This window comes from Bordetella parapertussis, from assembly GCF_020735925.1.
GTDB classification, from domain to species: Bacteria; Pseudomonadota; Gammaproteobacteria; order Burkholderiales; family Burkholderiaceae_B; genus Bordetella; species Bordetella pertussis.
In genome coordinates this window covers 76,652-93,877 of sequence record NZ_CP085971.1, presented here as the reverse complement: position 1 = coordinate 93,877, position 17,226 = coordinate 76,652, and the positions used below count along the sequence as shown (strand labels likewise).

17 protein-coding genes, 1 tRNA gene and 3 pseudogenes are annotated in these 17,226 nt (G+C 56.8%); 4 read left to right on the top strand and 17 right to left on the bottom strand.

All coding sequences use genetic code 11. The features are described from left to right. The first annotated feature begins 34 nt into the window (after window positions 1–34). Window positions 35–964, top strand: coding sequence for a LysR family transcriptional regulator (locus LK409_RS00460; protein ID WP_010927539.1), 930 nt, complete (start codon window positions 35–37; stop codon window positions 962–964). Window positions 965–1,107: 143 nt separating this feature from the next. On the opposite strand, the gene LK409_RS00455 is transcribed toward LK409_RS00460, so the two are convergent. From LK409_RS00455 to LK409_RS00445, 3 genes are all read right to left on the bottom strand, one after another. Next, on the bottom strand, window positions 1,108–2,334 hold the full coding sequence (locus LK409_RS00455) for a type II toxin-antitoxin system HipA family toxin (RefSeq protein ID WP_033452602.1): 1,227 nt from the start codon (window positions 2,332–2,334) through the stop codon (window positions 1,108–1,110). Further along, window positions 2,334–2,747, bottom strand: a complete 414-nt coding sequence (locus LK409_RS00450; RefSeq protein WP_003807847.1) for a helix-turn-helix domain-containing protein — start codon at window positions 2,745–2,747, stop codon at window positions 2,334–2,336. The genes LK409_RS00455 and LK409_RS00450 overlap by 1 nt, the downstream gene beginning before the upstream one ends. A gap of 189 nt (window positions 2,748–2,936) precedes the next feature. Next, window positions 2,937–3,878 (bottom strand): hypothetical protein, encoded by a 942-nt coding sequence (locus LK409_RS00445; protein WP_010927538.1) that lies wholly within the window; start codon window positions 3,876–3,878, stop codon window positions 2,937–2,939. Window positions 3,879–3,920: 42 nt separating this feature from the next. On the opposite strand from LK409_RS00445, the pseudogene LK409_RS00440 reads away from it, so the two are divergent. Further along, window positions 3,921–4,179: pseudogene (locus LK409_RS00440) on the top strand (integrase core domain-containing protein); the annotation flags it as partial. 122 nt (window positions 4,180–4,301) lie between these two features. On the opposite strand, the gene LK409_RS00435 reads toward LK409_RS00440, so the two are convergent. The 3 genes from LK409_RS00435 to LK409_RS00425 are packed head-to-tail and all read right to left on the bottom strand — an operon-like array spanning window position 4,302 to window position 6,202. Next, on the bottom strand, window positions 4,302–5,276 hold the full coding sequence (locus LK409_RS00435) for a tripartite tricarboxylate transporter substrate binding protein (RefSeq protein ID WP_010927536.1): 975 nt from the start codon (window positions 5,274–5,276) through the stop codon (window positions 4,302–4,304). Between the two features lie 56 nt (window positions 5,277–5,332). After that, the gene (locus LK409_RS00430) at window positions 5,333–5,914 is read right to left on the bottom strand and encodes a DJ-1/PfpI family protein (protein WP_010927535.1); all 582 of its coding nucleotides are present in this window, start codon (window positions 5,912–5,914) and stop codon (window positions 5,333–5,335) included. A 12-nt stretch (window positions 5,915–5,926) separates the two neighbouring features. Further along, window positions 5,927–6,202, bottom strand: coding sequence for a Rieske (2Fe-2S) protein (locus tag LK409_RS00425; protein WP_227889232.1), 276 nt, complete (start codon window positions 6,200–6,202; stop codon window positions 5,927–5,929). Here LK409_RS00425 and LK409_RS00420 point away from each other — a divergent pair. Continuing rightward, on the top strand, window positions 6,101–6,367 hold the full coding sequence (locus LK409_RS00420) for a hypothetical protein (protein WP_227889233.1): 267 nt from the start codon (window positions 6,101–6,103) through the stop codon (window positions 6,365–6,367). The genes LK409_RS00425 and LK409_RS00420 overlap by 102 nt on opposite strands. Here the strand turns inward: LK409_RS00420 and LK409_RS00415 are convergent. From LK409_RS00415 to LK409_RS00385, 7 genes and pseudogenes are all read right to left on the bottom strand, one after another. Further along, window positions 6,345–7,403 (bottom strand): FAD-binding oxidoreductase, encoded by a 1,059-nt coding sequence (locus LK409_RS00415; protein WP_010927533.1) that lies wholly within the window; start codon window positions 7,401–7,403, stop codon window positions 6,345–6,347. The two genes, LK409_RS00420 and LK409_RS00415, sit on opposite strands and share 23 nt — an antisense overlap. Before the next feature lie 34 nt (window positions 7,404–7,437). After that, window positions 7,438–8,710: pseudogene (locus LK409_RS22730) on the bottom strand (TRAP transporter large permease). Window positions 8,711–8,740: 30 nt separating this feature from the next. Continuing rightward, the gene (locus tag LK409_RS00405) at window positions 8,741–9,277 is read right to left on the bottom strand and encodes a TRAP transporter small permease (protein WP_010927532.1); all 537 of its coding nucleotides are present in this window, start codon (window positions 9,275–9,277) and stop codon (window positions 8,741–8,743) included. A 60-nt stretch (window positions 9,278–9,337) separates the two neighbouring features. Beyond that, window positions 9,338–10,519: a TRAP transporter substrate-binding protein gene (locus LK409_RS00400; protein WP_010927531.1), complete on the bottom strand. Its 1,182-nt coding sequence runs from the start codon at window positions 10,517–10,519 to the stop codon at window positions 9,338–9,340. A 20-nt stretch (window positions 10,520–10,539) separates the two neighbouring features. After that, entirely contained in the window at window positions 10,540–10,998 is a 459-nt protein-coding gene (locus tag LK409_RS00395) for an aromatic-ring-hydroxylating dioxygenase subunit beta (RefSeq protein ID WP_010927530.1), read from the bottom strand. A 57-nt stretch (window positions 10,999–11,055) separates the two neighbouring features. After that, entirely contained in the window at window positions 11,056–12,237 is a 1,182-nt protein-coding gene (locus LK409_RS00390; protein ID WP_010927529.1) for an aromatic ring-hydroxylating oxygenase subunit alpha, read from the bottom strand. Between the two features lie 40 nt (window positions 12,238–12,277). Next, window positions 12,278–13,150, bottom strand: a complete 873-nt coding sequence (locus LK409_RS00385) for an IclR family transcriptional regulator (protein WP_226376472.1) — start codon at window positions 13,148–13,150, stop codon at window positions 12,278–12,280. A 221-nt stretch (window positions 13,151–13,371) separates the two neighbouring features. Between LK409_RS00385 and LK409_RS00380 the strand changes: the two are divergent. Continuing rightward, window positions 13,372–13,608, top strand: a pseudogene (locus tag LK409_RS00380) (DUF1348 family protein); the annotation flags it as partial. Between the two features lie 162 nt (window positions 13,609–13,770). Here the strand turns inward: LK409_RS00380 and LK409_RS00375 are convergent. The 4 genes from LK409_RS00375 to LK409_RS00360 form a co-directional block, all read right to left on the bottom strand. Next, window positions 13,771–13,844 (bottom strand) — tRNA-Gly (locus LK409_RS00375). Between the two features lie 97 nt (window positions 13,845–13,941). Then, the gene (locus tag LK409_RS00370; RefSeq protein WP_010927526.1) at window positions 13,942–14,937 is read right to left on the bottom strand and encodes a Bug family tripartite tricarboxylate transporter substrate binding protein; all 996 of its coding nucleotides are present in this window, start codon (window positions 14,935–14,937) and stop codon (window positions 13,942–13,944) included. 47 nt (window positions 14,938–14,984) lie between these two features. Further along, window positions 14,985–15,932 carry a hydroxymethylglutaryl-CoA lyase gene (locus LK409_RS00365; protein WP_003807822.1) on the bottom strand — a complete coding sequence of 316 codons (948 nt, stop codon included), beginning with the start codon at window positions 15,930–15,932 and terminating at the stop codon, window positions 14,985–14,987. Beyond that, complete coding sequence (locus tag LK409_RS00360; RefSeq protein WP_033446656.1) at window positions 15,929–17,122, bottom strand: CaiB/BaiF CoA transferase family protein; 1,194 nt, start codon at window positions 17,120–17,122, stop codon at window positions 15,929–15,931. The genes LK409_RS00365 and LK409_RS00360 overlap by 4 nt, the downstream gene beginning before the upstream one ends. Between the last annotated feature and the right edge of the window lie 104 nt (window positions 17,123–17,226).

The window sequence follows — 17,226 nt, the reverse complement described above, 5'->3', positions numbered from 1 at the left end:
TCTTCTTATCGTGTGAAAACCTCTTGTTATCGCGATGGACCTCCTCGACCCCGACCTCAACCGGCTCGCCTCGCGCCTGCGCTTTCGCCATTTCCAGCTGCTCCTCACGCTGGCGCGCGAAGGCAGCCTCAGGGCTGCCGCGCAGGAAATGCACGTCACCCAACCCGCCCTGAGCCGCATGCTGGAAGAAATCGAGGGCGTCCTGGGCGTGCAGCTGTTCGTGCGCACCTCGCGCGGCCTGTCGCCGACCGGACACGGCATCGCCGCTACGCGTAGCGCGCGGCAGATCCTCGAGGAACTGGGACGCGTCCCGCAGGAAATCAACCTCGGACCGCAAGTCGCGGCGCTGATCCGCGTCGGCGCGCCGCACTTCGTCGCGCACAGCGTCATGTCCAGGGTCATCAGCCGCCTGGCCGCCCTGCGGCCGCGCGTACACGTCCAGCTGATCGAGCGGCCCGTGCCCGAACTGTTCGCCGCGCTCCAGGAAGGCGACGCCGACGCCCTCGTCACCACCTACGCGCCGCAGCACATCGAAGCCGCCAAGATGCCGCTGCACCAGGAAAAACTCTACGAATCGAACTACCAGCTCGTCGCGCCCCCGGACCATCGGTTCGCCAAATCGCGCCGGCCCGTGCCGCTGGCGAAACTGGTCAACGAAGACTGGATCCTGCCCGCGCAGGACTCGATGCTGCGCAAGGAAATAGACTGGGTCTTCCGCCGCGCCGGATTGCTGCCCCCGGTGCCCGTGGTCGAAGCGAACAACTCCACCACCAGCATCCAGCTGGTCGTGGCCGGCATAGGCCTGGGCTTCGCGCACGGCGAAACACTGCAGAACGTGCCCCCCGGCACCGTCGCCCCCATCCGCATATCGCCCTCCCCGGCCAGCGCGCAGGTCGCGCTGGTCTATCGCGCCAAGCGGATGAACGAAAAGATCCAGGCATTGCGGGCGGCGCTGGGGTTGTAGGGGGATTTCACAGGCTGCGCAAAGCGCTGCGGCCACGTCGCGAGCAATGGCTGGACATCCATCTGCATCCACTCTTTCGCGCACGACTGCAGCGACGACGTACGGCAATCCGTACCGGTCTGACAGGCCCGGATAGTGCGGCCCTACGCAAACGCAGGCTCGAAATCCACCAGATCAGTGCCTTGCATGCCAAGCCCCCTGGCCACGACGCGCCAGCTGCCTACGGCCTGAGCTACCTCCGTCCAGATTGCGGCCGCTTCTTCCGCAGCCAATCTGAAGTAAGGCGCCCCTTCCATCAACATGTCCCGGCTCTCAATCGGCCCGGAATCCTCCGTCAACCATGTCTTGCTCTCGCGGCGATCCCCTGGCATCGGATTGAGGTCGAATGCTGGCGACAGACGCCAGCCATGGTTACGCGCGTCATACAGGAACCCGGTATTCCGCAAATGGTCATCGGTATTGCAGATCAGAAAATTGAGGACCAGCCGGCGCCACAACTGATGTATGTCAGCAATCGGGTCCGCACCTTCCCGCAGCAGGACATCAACCAGTTCCGTATAGGCGTGCACGGTGTCCCGGCCATCAGACTGCAGCATCGTCGCGGCCGATACATAGGGAATACGGCCGCCATCGTCGGTACGATCGAACCGCCGGATGATGGCAACCGCCGTCCCGCCGATCAACTCCACACGCGCCGCTGCCACCTTGATGCCTGCTTTGGCAGCAAGATGCATGGCCAGCACTTCGCCTCGGATGACATCGCGCCGGTCAGCCTGGCTGGGAAACTTGCCCAATGCCAGGCGGCCATCCGTATCCCGCACGCTCGACTTGGGCCGAGCTCCGCCCAGCGAAGTGCCTTGCCCGAGCAGATATTGCAGGTCGCGCGCGGTCTCCGTTCCAGCCTCCAACGCTCGAGCCGCTTGCACGACCTTATCCAGCTCCACCAACGGCGGCACATGTCCGGGCGTTGCGCCTGAGCGCAAATAGACTTTGGCGTGAGGATCGAAAAGCCGCAGCGCGCCGACACGAGCTTCGTCATCGACCCACATCAGGAAGTCGACAGGCTCCAGAGGAGGCGTCTCTCCGTCCTGCTGTCGCAACCTCGCATGCGCACGCCGAATCACGCGTTCGCCCCACGAGTCCGGCGCCGTGTCCTCCAGCGCGCGAAAGAATACTTCTTGAGGGTGCTGTACGCTCAAGACGGGTAGCAGATCAGGCGACAGCGTGAAAAACCTCGCATCCCGCAACCAACGCTCGTCGTAGCTGAACGCACTGCGCTTGCCACTGCCCAGATACAACCGCCCGACAACCTGGCCGGCAGATCCCAGATGCACTTCCAGGTCCTGGCGCCTCGAGGACTTGGTCGCCATCAGAAACCCTCCAGTTCATCGGCGTCATCAGACGCACCTTCTTTGGCGGCAGCGGAACGACCAACTCGCGGTTTGCTGCCACGAACCGTATGCACTCGTTGCGGCAGTTGCTCCCGCACCAGCTCCATTCCCAGCACATCGTTCTCCGTGGCCATCACGCGCAGCACATCGTCAAGACGACCCAGCACATGTAAGGCACGCAGGAAAGTATGCAAGGCAGTGCCGGGATGGCCGTCTTCCATACGCCTGACTGTACTGAGCGAAGTGCCAACACGCTGCGCCAGGTCTTCCTGGCTCAAGCGACGCACACGGCGCGCGGTGGAGATGTCCTGTCCAAGGCGTTGCAACGCACGCTCCACAGGCCGAGGCATCGCGACCCGCAGGCTGGAATTTCTCTGTTCGGAAGTCGGCATGTGCGCACCTGCTCAGATATGGATGAAAATCGCCACTAGGCGCTCATATTTGAACATATCGACACAGCACAATCAACGGAACGATTTAACAATAAACATTCAAATATGAATGTTTAATTCAGTTAAAGACTTATAAAAGAACGAAATACTCTGCAAGCCTTGTGATCAGCGAAGCGAGCGACTGATCAGTTAGGTACCAACCTCGTTAAACCAATGAACTACTTCGAACAAACGTGGCTCAGTGGTCAACAACATCCGAACGGCTTCAAGCACACGGTGTGACACGACAGGATTACGCGCGCCCGCACGTGCTTCGCCGATAGTGAAGCCGCAGAATCGCTCGCCGTTGTTTGACAGCGTCATCGCGATCACTCGGTAACCGACCTCTACCGGCAGGCCTAAAGCAAGCACTCTACCTTCTTGCCGCCTGGCACTGGCCAGAGGAAAAGGGTCGAATATAAAGTACTCACCTGTTTCTATCAGCTCACCATTCGAGCCCGCGATGTCAGATATCTCTGGAACCTCCCAGTGCATATGCGAGGGCATAGACTCCGGCACAGAGATATGTACTAAACCCACAAATGGGAAACCATCGCACAGCAACCCTCTTACCTGCGCTCTCCCCATTGTGTTTGCATTCCGCCCCGGATTGCTAATTGATGGACGAACGATCTTGGCTTCAATGGCAATCGTCCGTTCTAAGAGGATTTCGTTGTCAGAGAACGGAACGATCAAGCAGTCAACGTCTCCTGGCCGTTGATCAGGAGAAAGCTGCAGCTTGGCTCTTGGAATGTTGATCCCGACGTAAACGCTTTGAGCGAAGGCATGTTCAGGATAAGGAAATGCGGAGTCAAGCGCAAAGTGCATCGTGCTGGCAAGCGCTTGCCGATTAGCAACAATACGCTTGAGAACTTCTGCCTCGGAGCTAAGCCAATCAAGCATAAGTGCCGCCATCTGACGGATTCGGAACGCACCAAGCAGTCTTGGGCGCGAAACGAGCCTGCTGTCCCACAGAAAATCGCATCGAAATTCAACTTCGGACATCCGGAATGCACGGGTCAGTTCCGGAACAGCACCGCCTATAACTGCCCCACCGTCCGCATGCTCCAAGGACGGAAGCTCGGTATCCATATGGGTTTGCGGTGAAAGTTGGAACGGGTGATGGCGTAAAAGGGCATAGCGATCCGCTATATCCAGCCTAGCAAGCCAAATCAGAACGCCTTTATCGAGCGCTTCAATCGAACTTATCGGACCGAGGTGCTCGACGCGCACCTGTTCGCCAACCTTGAGCTGGTCCAAGCGATTACCGATCAATGCCTGGTCGATTACAACCAGTACCCGTACGCACAAATCGCTGGGTGGCCTCCCGCCGAAGCAATTCATGCCTCGGTTAACCCTCGCTCCGGTCGTCTATCAGACAATGTCTACTTGACAGGGGGGGGCTTACGACAGCAAACGCTCATGGCCCACTGCCTCTGTCTCGATCAAGGGCCGTTTGAACGACCATCGTGGTCCCTATTTTGAGTTGCATAAAGGACGTACAACCGGCTCACATCACTCGTCTTCTTTCAGCGCTTCGGTGGCCGAGGCTCCCCAAGCGCGTACATTTTCATTAAATAGCGTCTGCCACTCTCCGGGCGATGTAGACGGTGTTATCGGAACAGTGCCGCTTGCAACGATCAATTTTTGCATCTCGGGTCTAGCCAGAATTTTATTAACTGCCACGTTCAGGATTTGCGTTATCGCTGGTGACAGGCCTGCTGGAGCAAACAAGCCAAACCAACCTACATCATCATACGAAATGCCGGCCTCGACGAGCGTTGGCACATCTGGCAGCGCCTGAGCCCGCACAGGTCCTGTTATGGCCAATGCTTTCAATTGCCCATCCTTGACCATGGGCATCATCGATATAACGTCGAGAATGCCAATGGACACCTGCCCAGACAGCAGCTCGGTGATTGCCTCGCTTCCACCCTTGTATGGAATGTGCAGCATTTTAATGCCTGCCAACTCCTGTATTTTCTGCCCAGTGAGATGGGGTGGGGAGGCGACGCCAAAGGTAGCAAAAGAAATACTTTCTTTATTTTGCTTTGCCGCTGCGACAAGATCTGAAATCGAGTTCAGCGGTGAGTTCGCACGCGTTACCACCAGCAGCGGCACCATGGATATCTGCGTTATTGCAGTGAAGTCCTTGATGGGGTGAAAGCTGAGATCTGGAAAAATGGCGGGAGCGATGGCAAATGGCGCGGAGGTCATTAATAGTGTATAGCCATCATTATTCGCACGCGCCACGGAAGCCGCACCAATATTACCGGCGGCCCCACTCCGATTTACCACAATGACCGGCTGCTTTAACTCCCTGCCTAACTGTTCTGCAAGGGCACGGCCCATGATATCCGTGCCCCCACCGGGTGGGAACGGTACGACCAGTGTAATAGGCTTGTCGGGATAGGTCGCAGCATTCGCGCCCCCCAATGCCCCCAAGATACCGAGTGCCGCTCCCACTACCGTCCTAGTAATCCAGTTCATTTGTCTCTTCCTTTATTCTTAATATGATTTCTTTTTACAGGAAAGGCCGGCCCTACTTAATTGTGAGTAATTTTTGTTCCCAGCAACGTTGCAAACTGAGCAATCCACGCCGGGTGTGAGGGCCAGGCAAAGGCGGTAACCAGGTTTCTATCGGTAATCGCTTCGTCCATGGGAATATCGACATACGTTCCGCCCGCCGCTGTCACCTCGGGGGCGCAGGTGTTATAGCAGGCACATTTATACCCTTCCAACACACCCGCAGTACTGAGAATTTGAATGCCGTGGCAGATACAGGCAACTGGCTTTTTGGCTTCAAAGAAATACCGAACTAACGCCAACAATTTCGAGTTGAGGCGCAAATACTCGGGCGCCCTGCCACCCGGGACCACCAGTCCGTCGTACTTCTCCATCTCTATCTGATCGAATGAAGCATTCAATGTGAATCTGTGGCCCGGCTTTTCACTATAGGTTTGCGCTCCTTCGAAGTCATGAACGGCTGTCATGACGTAGTCCCCGGCGGCCTTGTCCGGGCACACAGCATCTACCTGATACCCGAGCGCCTGGAAGGCCTGAAAAGGCACCATCGCTTCATAATCTTCAACGTAATCCCCTACGAGCATCAGCAATTTCTTGGCCATACTGTTCTCCTATTAATTATCCACACTTACGTAGACGACACCTTCTTTTACAGTCGTCTTGTATATCTGAATCGGCTTCTCCGCGGCGCCCAAGGGTTTCCCGGTTTCAAGATCCCACTGCCAGAGATACTTGGTACATATCAATTTTGTTTTTTTAAACAAGCCATTGCATAGCTTTTCATCCATATGAGGACAGATAGCCTGGGCCGCGAAGAACTGCTCTCCGTTTCGCATCAAAATGATATCGAGGCCGTTAATCTTTATCTCGACTATGTCGCCTTCGCTTATCTCGTTTTCTTCGCAGGCTTTAACCAAATTAGCGCTCGTCACAGAGAACCTTTATTAGAATATACAGTGATTTTTTCACTGCCCTTTGAAAAAATATTTCCGAAGATTTCAGGGTTTGAGTTTTTAATGAATCATCCCAACTTCAAACAAAACTATCGCACTTGATATCCTGCGCATCAATCTCTGTGTTGATCATCAGCTGCCTGACCGTATGATCCACCATCGGCGGTGGCCCTGAAATATATACTTCCTTGTCTTCCCAGCGTATGCTCGCGTCATTAACGATATGATCAGCGGGATAACCTTTAAAAAACTCAACATGCGGAAATCGGGCCCGGTCCTGAACGCTTGGCGATATATCGCTGCACACGGCAACCTGGAGGTTGGAATGAACCGCCGCATATCGATTCAACACTCCAATAAGGTCGATGGGCGATGTGTCGCGAACTCCCCAGAATATCGTCAGGTGCCGATCATCTATGTAATGGGAAGAAATGGCCCACTCCAATGTAGACAGAGCCACCGACACGCCCGACCCGCCGACTAACATGACAATTTCTTTATCTTTACTGGGACGGATGTAGGCTTTGCCCAGTGGCCCATAGCCTTGCAATTGCATGCCGATATTGTTGATATCACAGAGCTGCGGCGACATCGCTCCATTCGGGTTGCATGAAAGAATAAATTCCAACTGGCGGGAATTCTGCGCAAAATTTGCGACAGAATATGCGCGCGCCCGTCCCCCCGCCTCTGTAGCCAGCATCACATACTGGCCAGGTAAAAAGCGAATGCTATCGTCAAAATCCGCCAATAAACGATACAAGCCAGAACCCAATGGCCGTACATCGCTAAGCGACGCAGCGTAATGTTTTGGCGTTACCAAGTCAGGCGGTACATTCTTATCGTATAAGGCCTCGAATACGCAATCGGACACGGCGTGGCTTTGACACAAATGCACCTCGGGGTATTCGCACACTTGGTCCGCTGCATGCGAAACCTGTATAAAGTCGGTACCGGTATGGACTTTCAACGCTCCTTGAATGAGACGCGCCTTGCAAGAACCGCAGCTGCCACTTGCGCAATGATAATTGAGCGGAACCGACTGCCGCAGTCCAGCTTGCAGTACCGATTCTTCTCCTGCTGCTACTGCAGCGTAATCGCCGGCATCGTTCTTGAATAATATTCGCTGTTCTTGCTGCATCAATTTTTACCCTTCAAATAAGCCGGCATCTCATCTATACAAAAACAAGGCTGATATATGGGAAAGCGGCAACGATAATCCAGGCGATAAGAATCGGAACAATCATTCTCACAATCTCGGCCATCAGCTCCCCGTAATTTATTTTCATTGTCATTGACGTAATGAACAAATTCAGGCCATGCGGAGGGCTGATGAATCCTATCGATGCGCCAATGATGAAAATTATGCCCCAGTGCACACCATTCAGACCAATTTCCGTCGCGATAGGAGCAAATATTGGTGCCAGAATTAGTATTACTGCAATGACTTCCATGAACGTGCCGAACAGCAAGACAATGCCCATCATTACCGCTAGCGTAACCGTTGCGCCATAAGCAGAAGAAAGCTCTACCAACTGGACCAATATCAGGTCTGGAATCTCCATTACGGAAAGAACTTGTTGAAACTGGATGGAAAAAACAACGATCGGCCCGATGATTCCAGTCACCGAAGCACTTTCCATAAGTATTTTTGGTATGTCTCGAATGCCAAACTGACGTGACCAATATAGTCCGATCACCGCGCAGTAAATCGTGACGACGCCCGCGGCTTCGGTTGGGCTAAACAGACCCGAATACAGGCCGACAAACAAAAGCGCGATAGCGATAAAGGCCGGGGTTGCCCCAAGCACCGAAGTTCCTACTTCTTTAAAGTAGCCATCTGTGGATTTCGATGCGGGCTCATACTGACGCGTACGCATGATCGACACAAAAAAATATAAACAGCAGTACAAGTATGCCTGGCAGTATCGCTGCCAGATTGAGCTCAACCGGAGAAACGTTAACCGTCAAGCTATAAATGATGATGATGGTGCTTGGCGGAATGAGTCCGCCAAGGATTCCGCCCGCGGCTACCGTCGCGCCTCCTCGTCGCATGGGAATGTCGGCCCGTTTAAATTCCGGAGCCATCAACTTACCCATGGTCGCTGCAGCGGCTGCACTCGAACCACTAATGGCGCAAAACATGCCACTGGCCAGCACCGAAGTGGCAGCCGTTCGACCCGGCACGGCACGGATAACCGCGCGCGAAAATTTGATCAATTGTTGTGAAACGCCGCCCGCAGTGAGTAGATCCCCCGTAGCAATAAATAAAGGCACTGCCAGGAATGTATAGTTCTTTAACGCATCGATGGACGTCAATCCTATACTCATCAAAGGATAATCAATTACCCAGTAAGAGGTTGCCGCTACCCACACAGCGAGTAAGAGGACCATCGGCGTGCCGAGAATGAACAGCGCTATACAAAGGAATGAAATTAGTAAGAGCATAAATAGTTCCGGAAATTAAATTCAGGTGACTCAAGCGCTCAAATAATTATTAGCTCGCTCGTTTTCAAGAAAGTCCCACTGAAACAGAACTAGCCATAACCGCTGAACAATTCTCAACATGGAAAAGGCCCAACCCAGGGGTACCCCCAAATTGATGATCCATGCGGGAATTGGCGTACCCATGACCATTTGCTCGGTCACAAAATTGCTCGAGATAAGTTCGGCCGTACTCCAGAACACTACGGAGCCTATGGCCAGCCATAGAATTGCATCGATGACTTCCAATACTCTTCTGACAGGCGCAGGAAGGGAGTTTCTGATCTTTGTGAAGCCCAGGTTGGTTCCATAGCGACAATGCCTTGCCATGGCAAACCAAGATAGCCAGATAAATGAGTACATCGCAATCTCAGGCCCCCAAGTTGCTTGCTCTTGGAAAATGGCTCTGCGAATAGTCTCTCCGCCCACCAGACAGATGAGTATGAGGTAGGTGACTATCATCACCGAGTTCTCTATTTTTAGAAGAACCCGGTCAAGATTGGCGTTTGTGCAAATCTTCTTCAGCGTCATCTTTTTCCGCCGCTTTTAGTATTCAAGTTTTTGATGCATTGGCGAATTGCAGAGACGTGCTTACGTCCACCACTTCTCGGCCATTAGCTCTGTACTTGATGTATTTTTGGCATACTCACTCAGGGCGCCGTAGACATCGATTCGTGCAATGTCATCAAGTTGCTTTCTCAGATTTGCGTACAACTGCAAGTTGTTTTCAACCGAGCCTCTCTCCTTGAACGCTGCGTGCTGCTCGGGGCTCAGTTTTATCTGACGGATTTTGCCTCGTTGATACGCGGAATCAGGAGACGGGTTGGGGCCAATACCCACTAGCGTAGACTCGGCAATAATCGCAGTTTGATATGCTTCGACCATGCTCTCGTATGCGGATTCGTAGATCAGCTCTTGCAAGCGTTCAGGCAGTTTGTCAAAAGTCTTGGCTGCCATGAAAATCATCGAATAGCCCGGACAAAACTGAACGTCAATATCCTGAGACAAGACCGAATACATACCGAACCCCGCGGCAGCGCTTGGGTAGGTTTCTGTCGCATCCACCAACCCAGACTTCAAGCCCTCCAGCAGTTCTCCCCAGGCTAATGGGATGGGTGCCATCCCCATACTCTTGGCGAAATTGCTGATCATCTCGCTATTCGTAATTCGGATCTTGGCGCCGTTGAGTGCATCGGGCGATGTGATATCCGCTGCCTCAGAGTATTTTTTGCCCATCATAATGTTGCGCATACCGCCGCTTGCATACAGGGGCACCACGCCGTATTTGTTTCGCAGCACGCCGCGATACAGGCGATTCGATTCTTTACTCAACAAGAAATTATGATAGGCGACTCGGCTTTTCCAAAGGAATGGCCACTCCAACGCGACGGAATACGGCATGGTCGCACCGGTATTCTGAAAGGTCGAGGAACCCATGTGCAGAATGCCATTCATTACTCGCTGAGCACACTGATCTTCAGAGCATGCCTGGGCTTTATCAATCAGCTGAATTGCAATCTCGCCATCCGATTTTCGCTGGACGCGCTCCACGAAGTCGTAAATACCGGGAGCCGTATACTCTGCCGCTGCCGGAGTATAAATGGTCCCGAATCTGAAGCGGTAAGCCGCCTTTGATTCCGATTTGGCGAAGGAATTAAACGGTGCGATGACCGCGGCGGCACCGGCTCCAGCCGTCAGAATGGTGCCCATGCCAAGACCGGTCAACTTGCGCAGCGTGCTACGGCGCATACTGTTGTGATTGCTGTGTGTCATACCTTGTCTCCGTTAGTTTATTAAATAGGCACATGAATGCCTGAGCCAAGATCACGGGTATTCAAATACACCTTGCGTTCCAGCAGCCGTAGTTGATCCTGTTTACGGGTGACTTTGTCTGTGTAATTACCTATTGCAAATAACTTGGTGGTTCCGTACTGGTCGGTGTGCATGACCATAATCTGCGAGCGAACCTCATAGCAGTTCTCCTCAGCAGTTCTAATGCGCACCATGCTGATATTTCTAGTGAAATTTCCCTTCATCCGAACATGCTGATGAATCAGCAGCATCAAATTACGTATTTCCTTGTAATCATGATCCAGCCAGACAATCTCCTTGCCCAATTCCGGGCTGAACGCGCTTACCTGGTAATGAAAGTCAGCATCGCACAACGACAGAAAATCTTCGTATAACTCTTCGTCCAGCTTTTCTGATAGCAGATAGAGAAATCCACCAATCTTTTCGCGATAATCGCTCATTAATCACAACTCCAAATCGTTAAAATTTACGGAAACTTATGAAGGAAAATAGACAAATCAGCCCAAGGGATTGCTGGCTGACTTGCCCATCATGCGTCCCCAGACTCGATAATAGGCGCGCATGATTTCATCGTCCTGGGCCTTGAGCCCTTCATGCCGAGCGAATAATCCCCACTTGGATGCTTCGCGGCGATGCGTTTCCGAAACGGTTTCAACGAAAATGACGTCTTCGGCCAGATTTCTTCCCAATGGACCCCATATTTCGTTGTGATGCTTGACTCGCACCTTGCGATCCTGCTCTGGCTCACCGAGAATTCCCAAACCGCGCTGCTCAAGCAAGGTGATGCCTGGCGCAATTGGCGTGCTTGTATCTATACGGATCGCTGTCGCCCGCACCAGAATGGTTGTGTTGGGGAAGAGATCAACCATACGCAATTCGCCGGGCCCCAAGCCAGGTAAAAGATGACCGCTTCGAGTTTCCCAACCCTTGTAGTTGTCATACGAAACTTCCATGGGATCCAGTGTTCCGTGACCGTTCTCGTGGATACGCCAGGTACGGTTGTGATAACCATCAGCAGCAATAGCGGTGGATCTGTTCACGATGTGCCCCCATTCGTGATATAGCTCCATGTTCGTTTCATGCCATTGTTTCCAATTGGCGTTCATCCTGACCTGGTGGTGATGGAAGACCTCCAGGGGCTTGGTTGTCATCACCTCTTCCAGGCAATCCATGACATTTCCGATGTGCTGATCAAAATCATCGGCATCGTCATCTAGATTAATAAAGAACATGCCAAACTTGTTATGGCACCGGATCCGGCGAAGCCCCTGCTTGCCCTTACACACACCCGACTGGGCATAACCGTCTTCGCGCGTGATCTCAATGCATCGCCCCTTATCGTCAAATGTCCACAGATGAAAGAAGCAAGTCAGATTTTTCGCATTACCGCGAACATCCGTGACCAGCTTGGATCCTCGATGCGGACAGGCGTTAACAAAGGCACGTACGCTGCCATCCTCACCCCGGATAACGAAGACGGGAATGCCCGCGTGATTCAATGCTCGATAGTCACCGAGATTAGGAATCTCGCTTTCGTGGTATGCAAATTTCCAGGTCTTCGCGAAAATGTTCTTCAACTCGTCGTCAAATATCTGCTGCGACGTGTAAATGTCGACGTCAACATAATGGTCGTCGGGAAGATCCGGGCGAGCTAGCCATTGCTGGGAGGATCTGGACATTCTAAATTTCCTTCAAATAGGAGCGAATATTGATGAAATATCAAAAGAGCCAGTCATGAAGCAGTTTCAGCGAACCGGAAACGGCCTGAATGCTTTTCACGCAGCGCAACATTTCTTGAATCAGGAATGCTTCACGACTCTCATTTAGTGATGCACTCTCTACCGTTAATGTGATGCAACCCACGGTTTTCCCGAGTACCACCACTGGATAGCCGAAAGCGGACACGCCCTCATAGCCCTCATTCTTGGAGACACAATAGTGCTGTCTCCGGATGGCCTGAATTTCTGCCACCATCTCTTCATACGTCGTAATGGTGGAAGGCGTGTGCGCCTGGTAAGGCTCATGGCCGATTAAATCGACCCAATTATTTTCGGGAACCGTGCTGAGCAGCAGTTTTCCAGACGCGGATCCGTGCATTGGGCTTCTCAGCCACGTCTGGTAGTTAGGGCTCAAAAGCCGTTGACCAATTACAAAATCCTGCACCAGCCGTTCGTATCCAATAAACAGCACAAACGCTGAAGTTTCCCCAGTTCGCTCACGCAGCTCTTCGATTGCCGATCGACACGCCAGCCGCACCAGGGTGATTGGGTGCTGGAAACTTAGTGATGCCAGGACTTGGGGGGCGGCCAAATAACGCTTGCCTCGAGGCTCCCGTACAACCTGGCCGAGCTTTGTCAGTGTCCCCAACAGTCGGTGCACGGTACTGGGGCCTAGCGCTAACTCTTGTGCGAGCTCTGCCAAGCTCATTGGACCTGGCGCATCCAATAAGACACGGATGATCAGGAGACCTCGCTCCAGGGAGCCCACTGCACCTTCTTTCTCATTTTGTTCAGACATTTTTACAATTCCGTATATCGGGATAAATATTCCAACATTAGAAAAAAGTATGCCAGTTTTAGCGATGGCAGTCACATCCGGGTTATCCCTGGATATGCAAAATCGCGATATTCGGCTGAATTTCGCCCTGAAAATCGGGCAGTTGAGGGTCAGGAGGGTTCAGGCGAAACGAGCCCAGAGAGGACATCGCCATGAAACAGTCAACGTTCACGCAAGCGCGGATGGCGTTCGACACCACGGCGCCACTCGAGGAGGTCTGCCGCAAGATGGGCATGTTCGAAGCGGCGTTCTATGCGTGGCTGCATGAAGGCAACCGGATCGCAGTTCGTTATGCGTATGAGTGGCGCGACGATGCGGGGAATTGGTTCCGGTCGTACGGGAACGAGGACTGGGAATTCGAGGTTGACGGCCTCATGCGCCGTCGCCATGCATGCATCAACGACATGCCTATCCAAGAATCGGAGCGGAAGTTCCACTGGCCGCTTGGTCGTCGACCCGACGGCCATCCCGGACTATCTGACCTCGGTCTGTAGGGAAAAACTTCGGACTACGGCACAGTGAGTTCACCGAGGCGCCCACGCTCGCCAGCGGCACACATGGCCCACGATTCAGCGACACAAACAAAGTGGACAATCCGCTTTCGGATCACACTTGGACTTACATCTCGGAGTGACAAGATGGATGTGAGCCGTAATTGGAGCGGGTGATGGGAATCGAACCCACGCTTGAGGCTTGGGAAGCCGCCGTTCTACCATTGAACTACACCCGCTCTGGATGCCGCCGGCCCGCAAGGGGCCGGGGAAGCTGCGCATTATAGCGCCCAGCGCCGCCGCGCGCACGCGCGGCGGGCGGGCAGTCGCGCAGCCTCAGTTGGCGCTGATATGGGCGGCCTTGACGACCTTGCCCCAGCGGTCCAGTTCTTCCTGGGTGTAGGCGCCCAGTTGCTTCGGATCCATGTAACGCGCCTCGGCGCCCTGCTCGGCGGCTTTCTGGCGGAAGGCGTCGGTGGCCATGATTTTCCGGATTTCGCCCGACAGTTTCTCGACAATGGCGGGCGGGGTGCCGGCCGGGGCGTACATGGCGAACCACGACGAGACGATGAGGTCGGGGTAGCCGGCTTCGGCGGCGGTGGGCACGTCGGGCAGGCTGGGCAGGCGCTTGTCGCCGGTGACGGCCAGGGCGCGCAGCTTGCCGGCGGCGATGTAGCCCAGCAGCGGCGGCGGGGTGGTGATGGTGAGGTCGACGGCGCCGCCGAGCAGGTCGTTCAAGGCCGGGCCGGTTCCCTTGTAGGGAATGTGGGTGATCTGGATGCCGGCCATCTGGTTGAGCAGTTCGGTGGCCACTTGCTGCAGCGAGCCGTTGCCGGAGGAGGCGTAGTTCAGCTTGCCGGGGTTGGCCTTGGCGTAGTCGACCAGGTCCTTGAGGGTCTTGACGGGCAGGTCGGGCCGCACGACGACGACTTGCGGGGCCGAGAGCACGTTGGCGACGGGCGCGAAGTCCTTGATGGGGTCCCAGCCGAGGTTGGTGGAGACGTGCGGGGTGATGGCCTGGAAGCCCGAGTATTGCAGCAACAGGGTGTAGCCGTCGGGCTGGGCGCGCGCGACCATCTGGCCGGCGATGCCGCCGGAGGCGCCGGGCTTGTTGTCGACCACGACGGTCTGGCCCAGGGCCTGGCCCAGGGCCTGGCCCAGCGGCTGGGCGATGAGGCGCGCGGCGATGTCGGTGGTGCCGCCCGGCGCGGCCGAGACGATCAGCGAGACAGGCCGCTCGGGGTAGTCGCCGGCATGCGCGGCGGTGGCGCCGGCGGCCAGGGTGGCGGCCAGGGCGGCGCCGCGCAGCAGGCGTAGCTTGGCAATATGCATGGTGGGTCTCCTGTTTGTTATGGGTACTGGGGTGACGAGGGCCGCCGTCAGGCGGCCGGGAAACGCTCGGCCAGCCAGGCCGGCGGCTGGTGGGTGGCCAGGCGTGGGCCGGCCGCCAGCAAGGGGTTGGTCAGGGCGCGCCGCACCAGGCCGGGCAGGCCGCGCACGATGTCGAGCAGGGGCGCCAGCGCGACGCCGGTGGCCACGCCCATGCACGCGAACATGTGCACGAGTTCTTCGGTGTTGACGTTGCCGCTGGCGCCGGGCGCGTAGGGGCAGCCGCCCAGGCCGCCGGCGGCGGCGTCAAAGCGCGTGACGCCGGTCTGCCAGGCGGCCACGGCGTTGGCCAGGGCCATGCCGCGCGTGTTGTGCAGGTGCACGGTCAGCGCGGCGCCGGGCAAGGCGCGCTGGAAGGTCTCGCACAGCCGCGCGACCTGGGTGGGATAGGCCATGCCGGTGGTGTCGCACAGGGTGATGCCCTGGGCGCCGGCGTCGGCCAGCCGGCGCGCCAGCCGCATAACGTCGTCGGCGGGCACGTCGCCGTCGAAGGGACAGCCGAAGGCCGTGGACAGCGAGACGTTGCACGGCACGCCGGCCTCGCCGGCGCGGCGCAGGATGGCGGCCAGCTCGTCGAAGGACTGGTCGCGCGTCATGCGCAGGTTGGCGCGGTTGTGGGTTTCGCTGCACGACATGACGAGGTTCATCTCGTCGGTGCCTGCTTGCAGCGCGCGTTCCAGCCCGCGGATGTTGGGAATGAGCGCGGTGTAGACGACGCCGGGCCTGCGCGCGATGCGGCGCATGACGTCCTGGGCGTCGGCCAGGGCCGGAATGGCCTTGGGCGAGGTGAAGCTGGTGACTTCGATGCGCGCGAAGCCGCAGGCCGACAGGGCGTCGACAAAGGCGACCTTGTCGTCGGTGGCGACCAGGGCGCGCTCGATCTGCAGGCCGTCGCGCGGACCGACTTCATTGATTTCGATGCGTTGCGGGCCGTTCATGCGATCACTCCACGGGCGCGCAAGCCGGCGCGCGCCGCGTCGTCGAGGCCGGCCTCCTCCAGCACGGCGTCGGTATGCTCGCCCAGCAGCGGGGCGCGCTCGCGGATGGCGCCCGGGTTGTCGGACAGGCAGGGAAAGACCGCCGGCATGTCGACGTCGATGCCGCTGGCCGCGCGCAGCCGGGCGATGGCGCCGCGGGCCTGGTAGTGCGGGTCTTGCGCGATGTCGGCCACGCTGTAGATGCGCCCTGCCGGCACGCCGGCCGCGCGCATGGCCTCGAGCACGCTGCCGATGTCGCGCTGGGCGGTCCAGGCGCCGATGGCGGCATCCAGCTCGTGGGCGCGGCGCGCGCGGCCGTCGTTGTGCGCGAGTTCCGGGTCGTCGCCGAGATCGGCGCGGCCGATGCGCTGCATGAGGCGCTGGAAGATGGCGTCGCCGTTGCCGGCGATGAGCACGTAGCCGTCGCGGCACGGATAGGCGTTGGACGGAGCGATGCCCGGCAGCGCGGCGCCGGCCGGCTCGCGCACGGCGCCGAACACGGAGTACTCGGGCAGCAGGCTCTCGCTCAGGTTGAAGATGCTCTCGTAGAGGGCGGCGTCGATGACCTGCCCTTGCCCGCCGCGCGCATCGCGCTGGTACAAGGCCAGCAGCACGCCCATGGCGCCGTGCAGGCCGGCAATGGTGTCGCCCAGCGACAGGCCGGCGCGCACCGGTGCGCGGCCGGGCTCGCCGTTGAGATAGCGCAGCCCCGCCATGGCTTCGCCGATGGCGGCGAAGCCGGGCTCCTGCGCCTTGGGGCCGGTCTGGCCGTAGCCCGAGATGCGCAGCATGATGAGGCGCGGATTGAGGGCGTGCAGCGCCTCCCACGACAGGCCCCATTTCTCCATGGTGCCGGGGCGGAAGTTCTCGATCAGCACATCGGCCTGGGCGGCCAGCTGGCGCACCAGGTCCTGGCCCTCGGGCTGGCGCAGGTCCACGCACACGGATTGCTTGTTGCGCGACTGCGCCTCCCACCAGACCGAGGTGCCCTCATGCAGCAGGCGCCACTTGCGCAGCGGGTCGCCCTGCCCCGGCGGCTCGATCTTGACGACCTGCGCGCCGAAGTCGGCCAGCGTCTTGGCGGCAAAGGGCCCCGCGATCAGTTGCCCGAGCTCCAGCACCCGTATGCCGGCCAGTATCTGCCCCGCCATGTCGTCTCCGTATTTGTGGCTTGATATGGAGAAGCAGTGTGCGGGCAATCGCCGCGCGGCAGGTATGGGCAAATGGGCAAGGGGGCTTTCGTGGATGGAGAAGG

Excerpts from the sequence above, each read along its gene's own strand:
- LK409_RS00395 (WP_010927530.1), bottom strand. The coding sequence starts at position 10,998 with ATGAGCGATTATCGCGAAAAGATTGGTGGATTTCTCTATCTGCTATCA.
- LK409_RS00405 (WP_010927532.1), bottom strand. The coding sequence starts at position 9,277 with ATGACGCTGAAGAAGATTTGCACAAACGCCAATCTTGACCGGGTTCTT.
- LK409_RS00460 (WP_010927539.1), top strand. The coding sequence starts at position 35 with ATGGACCTCCTCGACCCCGACCTCAACCGGCTCGCCTCGCGCCTGCGC.
- LK409_RS00420 (WP_227889233.1), top strand. The coding sequence starts at position 6,101 with ATGAGGACAGATAGCCTGGGCCGCGAAGAACTGCTCTCCGTTTCGCAT.
- LK409_RS00370 (WP_010927526.1), bottom strand. The coding sequence starts at position 14,937 with ATGCATATTGCCAAGCTACGCCTGCTGCGCGGCGCCGCCCTGGCCGCC.
- LK409_RS00430 (WP_010927535.1), bottom strand. The coding sequence starts at position 5,914 with ATGGCCAAGAAATTGCTGATGCTCGTAGGGGATTACGTTGAAGATTAT.
- LK409_RS00435 (WP_010927536.1), bottom strand. The coding sequence starts at position 5,276 with ATGAACTGGATTACTAGGACGGTAGTGGGAGCGGCACTCGGTATCTTG.
- LK409_RS00455 (WP_033452602.1), bottom strand. The coding sequence starts at position 2,334 with ATGGCGACCAAGTCCTCGAGGCGCCAGGACCTGGAAGTGCATCTGGGA.
- LK409_RS00415 (WP_010927533.1), bottom strand. The coding sequence starts at position 7,403 with ATGCAGCAAGAACAGCGAATATTATTCAAGAACGATGCCGGCGATTAC.
- LK409_RS00390 (WP_010927529.1), bottom strand. The coding sequence starts at position 12,237 with ATGTCCAGATCCTCCCAGCAATGGCTAGCTCGCCCGGATCTTCCCGAC.
- LK409_RS00445 (WP_010927538.1), bottom strand. The coding sequence starts at position 3,878 with ATGGATACCGAGCTTCCGTCCTTGGAGCATGCGGACGGTGGGGCAGTT.
- LK409_RS00365 (WP_003807822.1), bottom strand. The coding sequence starts at position 15,932 with ATGAACGGCCCGCAACGCATCGAAATCAATGAAGTCGGTCCGCGCGAC.
- LK409_RS00360 (WP_033446656.1), bottom strand. The coding sequence starts at position 17,122 with ATGGCGGGGCAGATACTGGCCGGCATACGGGTGCTGGAGCTCGGGCAA.
- LK409_RS00400 (WP_010927531.1), bottom strand. The coding sequence starts at position 10,519 with ATGACACACAGCAATCACAACAGTATGCGCCGTAGCACGCTGCGCAAG.
- LK409_RS00450 (WP_003807847.1), bottom strand. The coding sequence starts at position 2,747 with ATGCCGACTTCCGAACAGAGAAATTCCAGCCTGCGGGTCGCGATGCCT.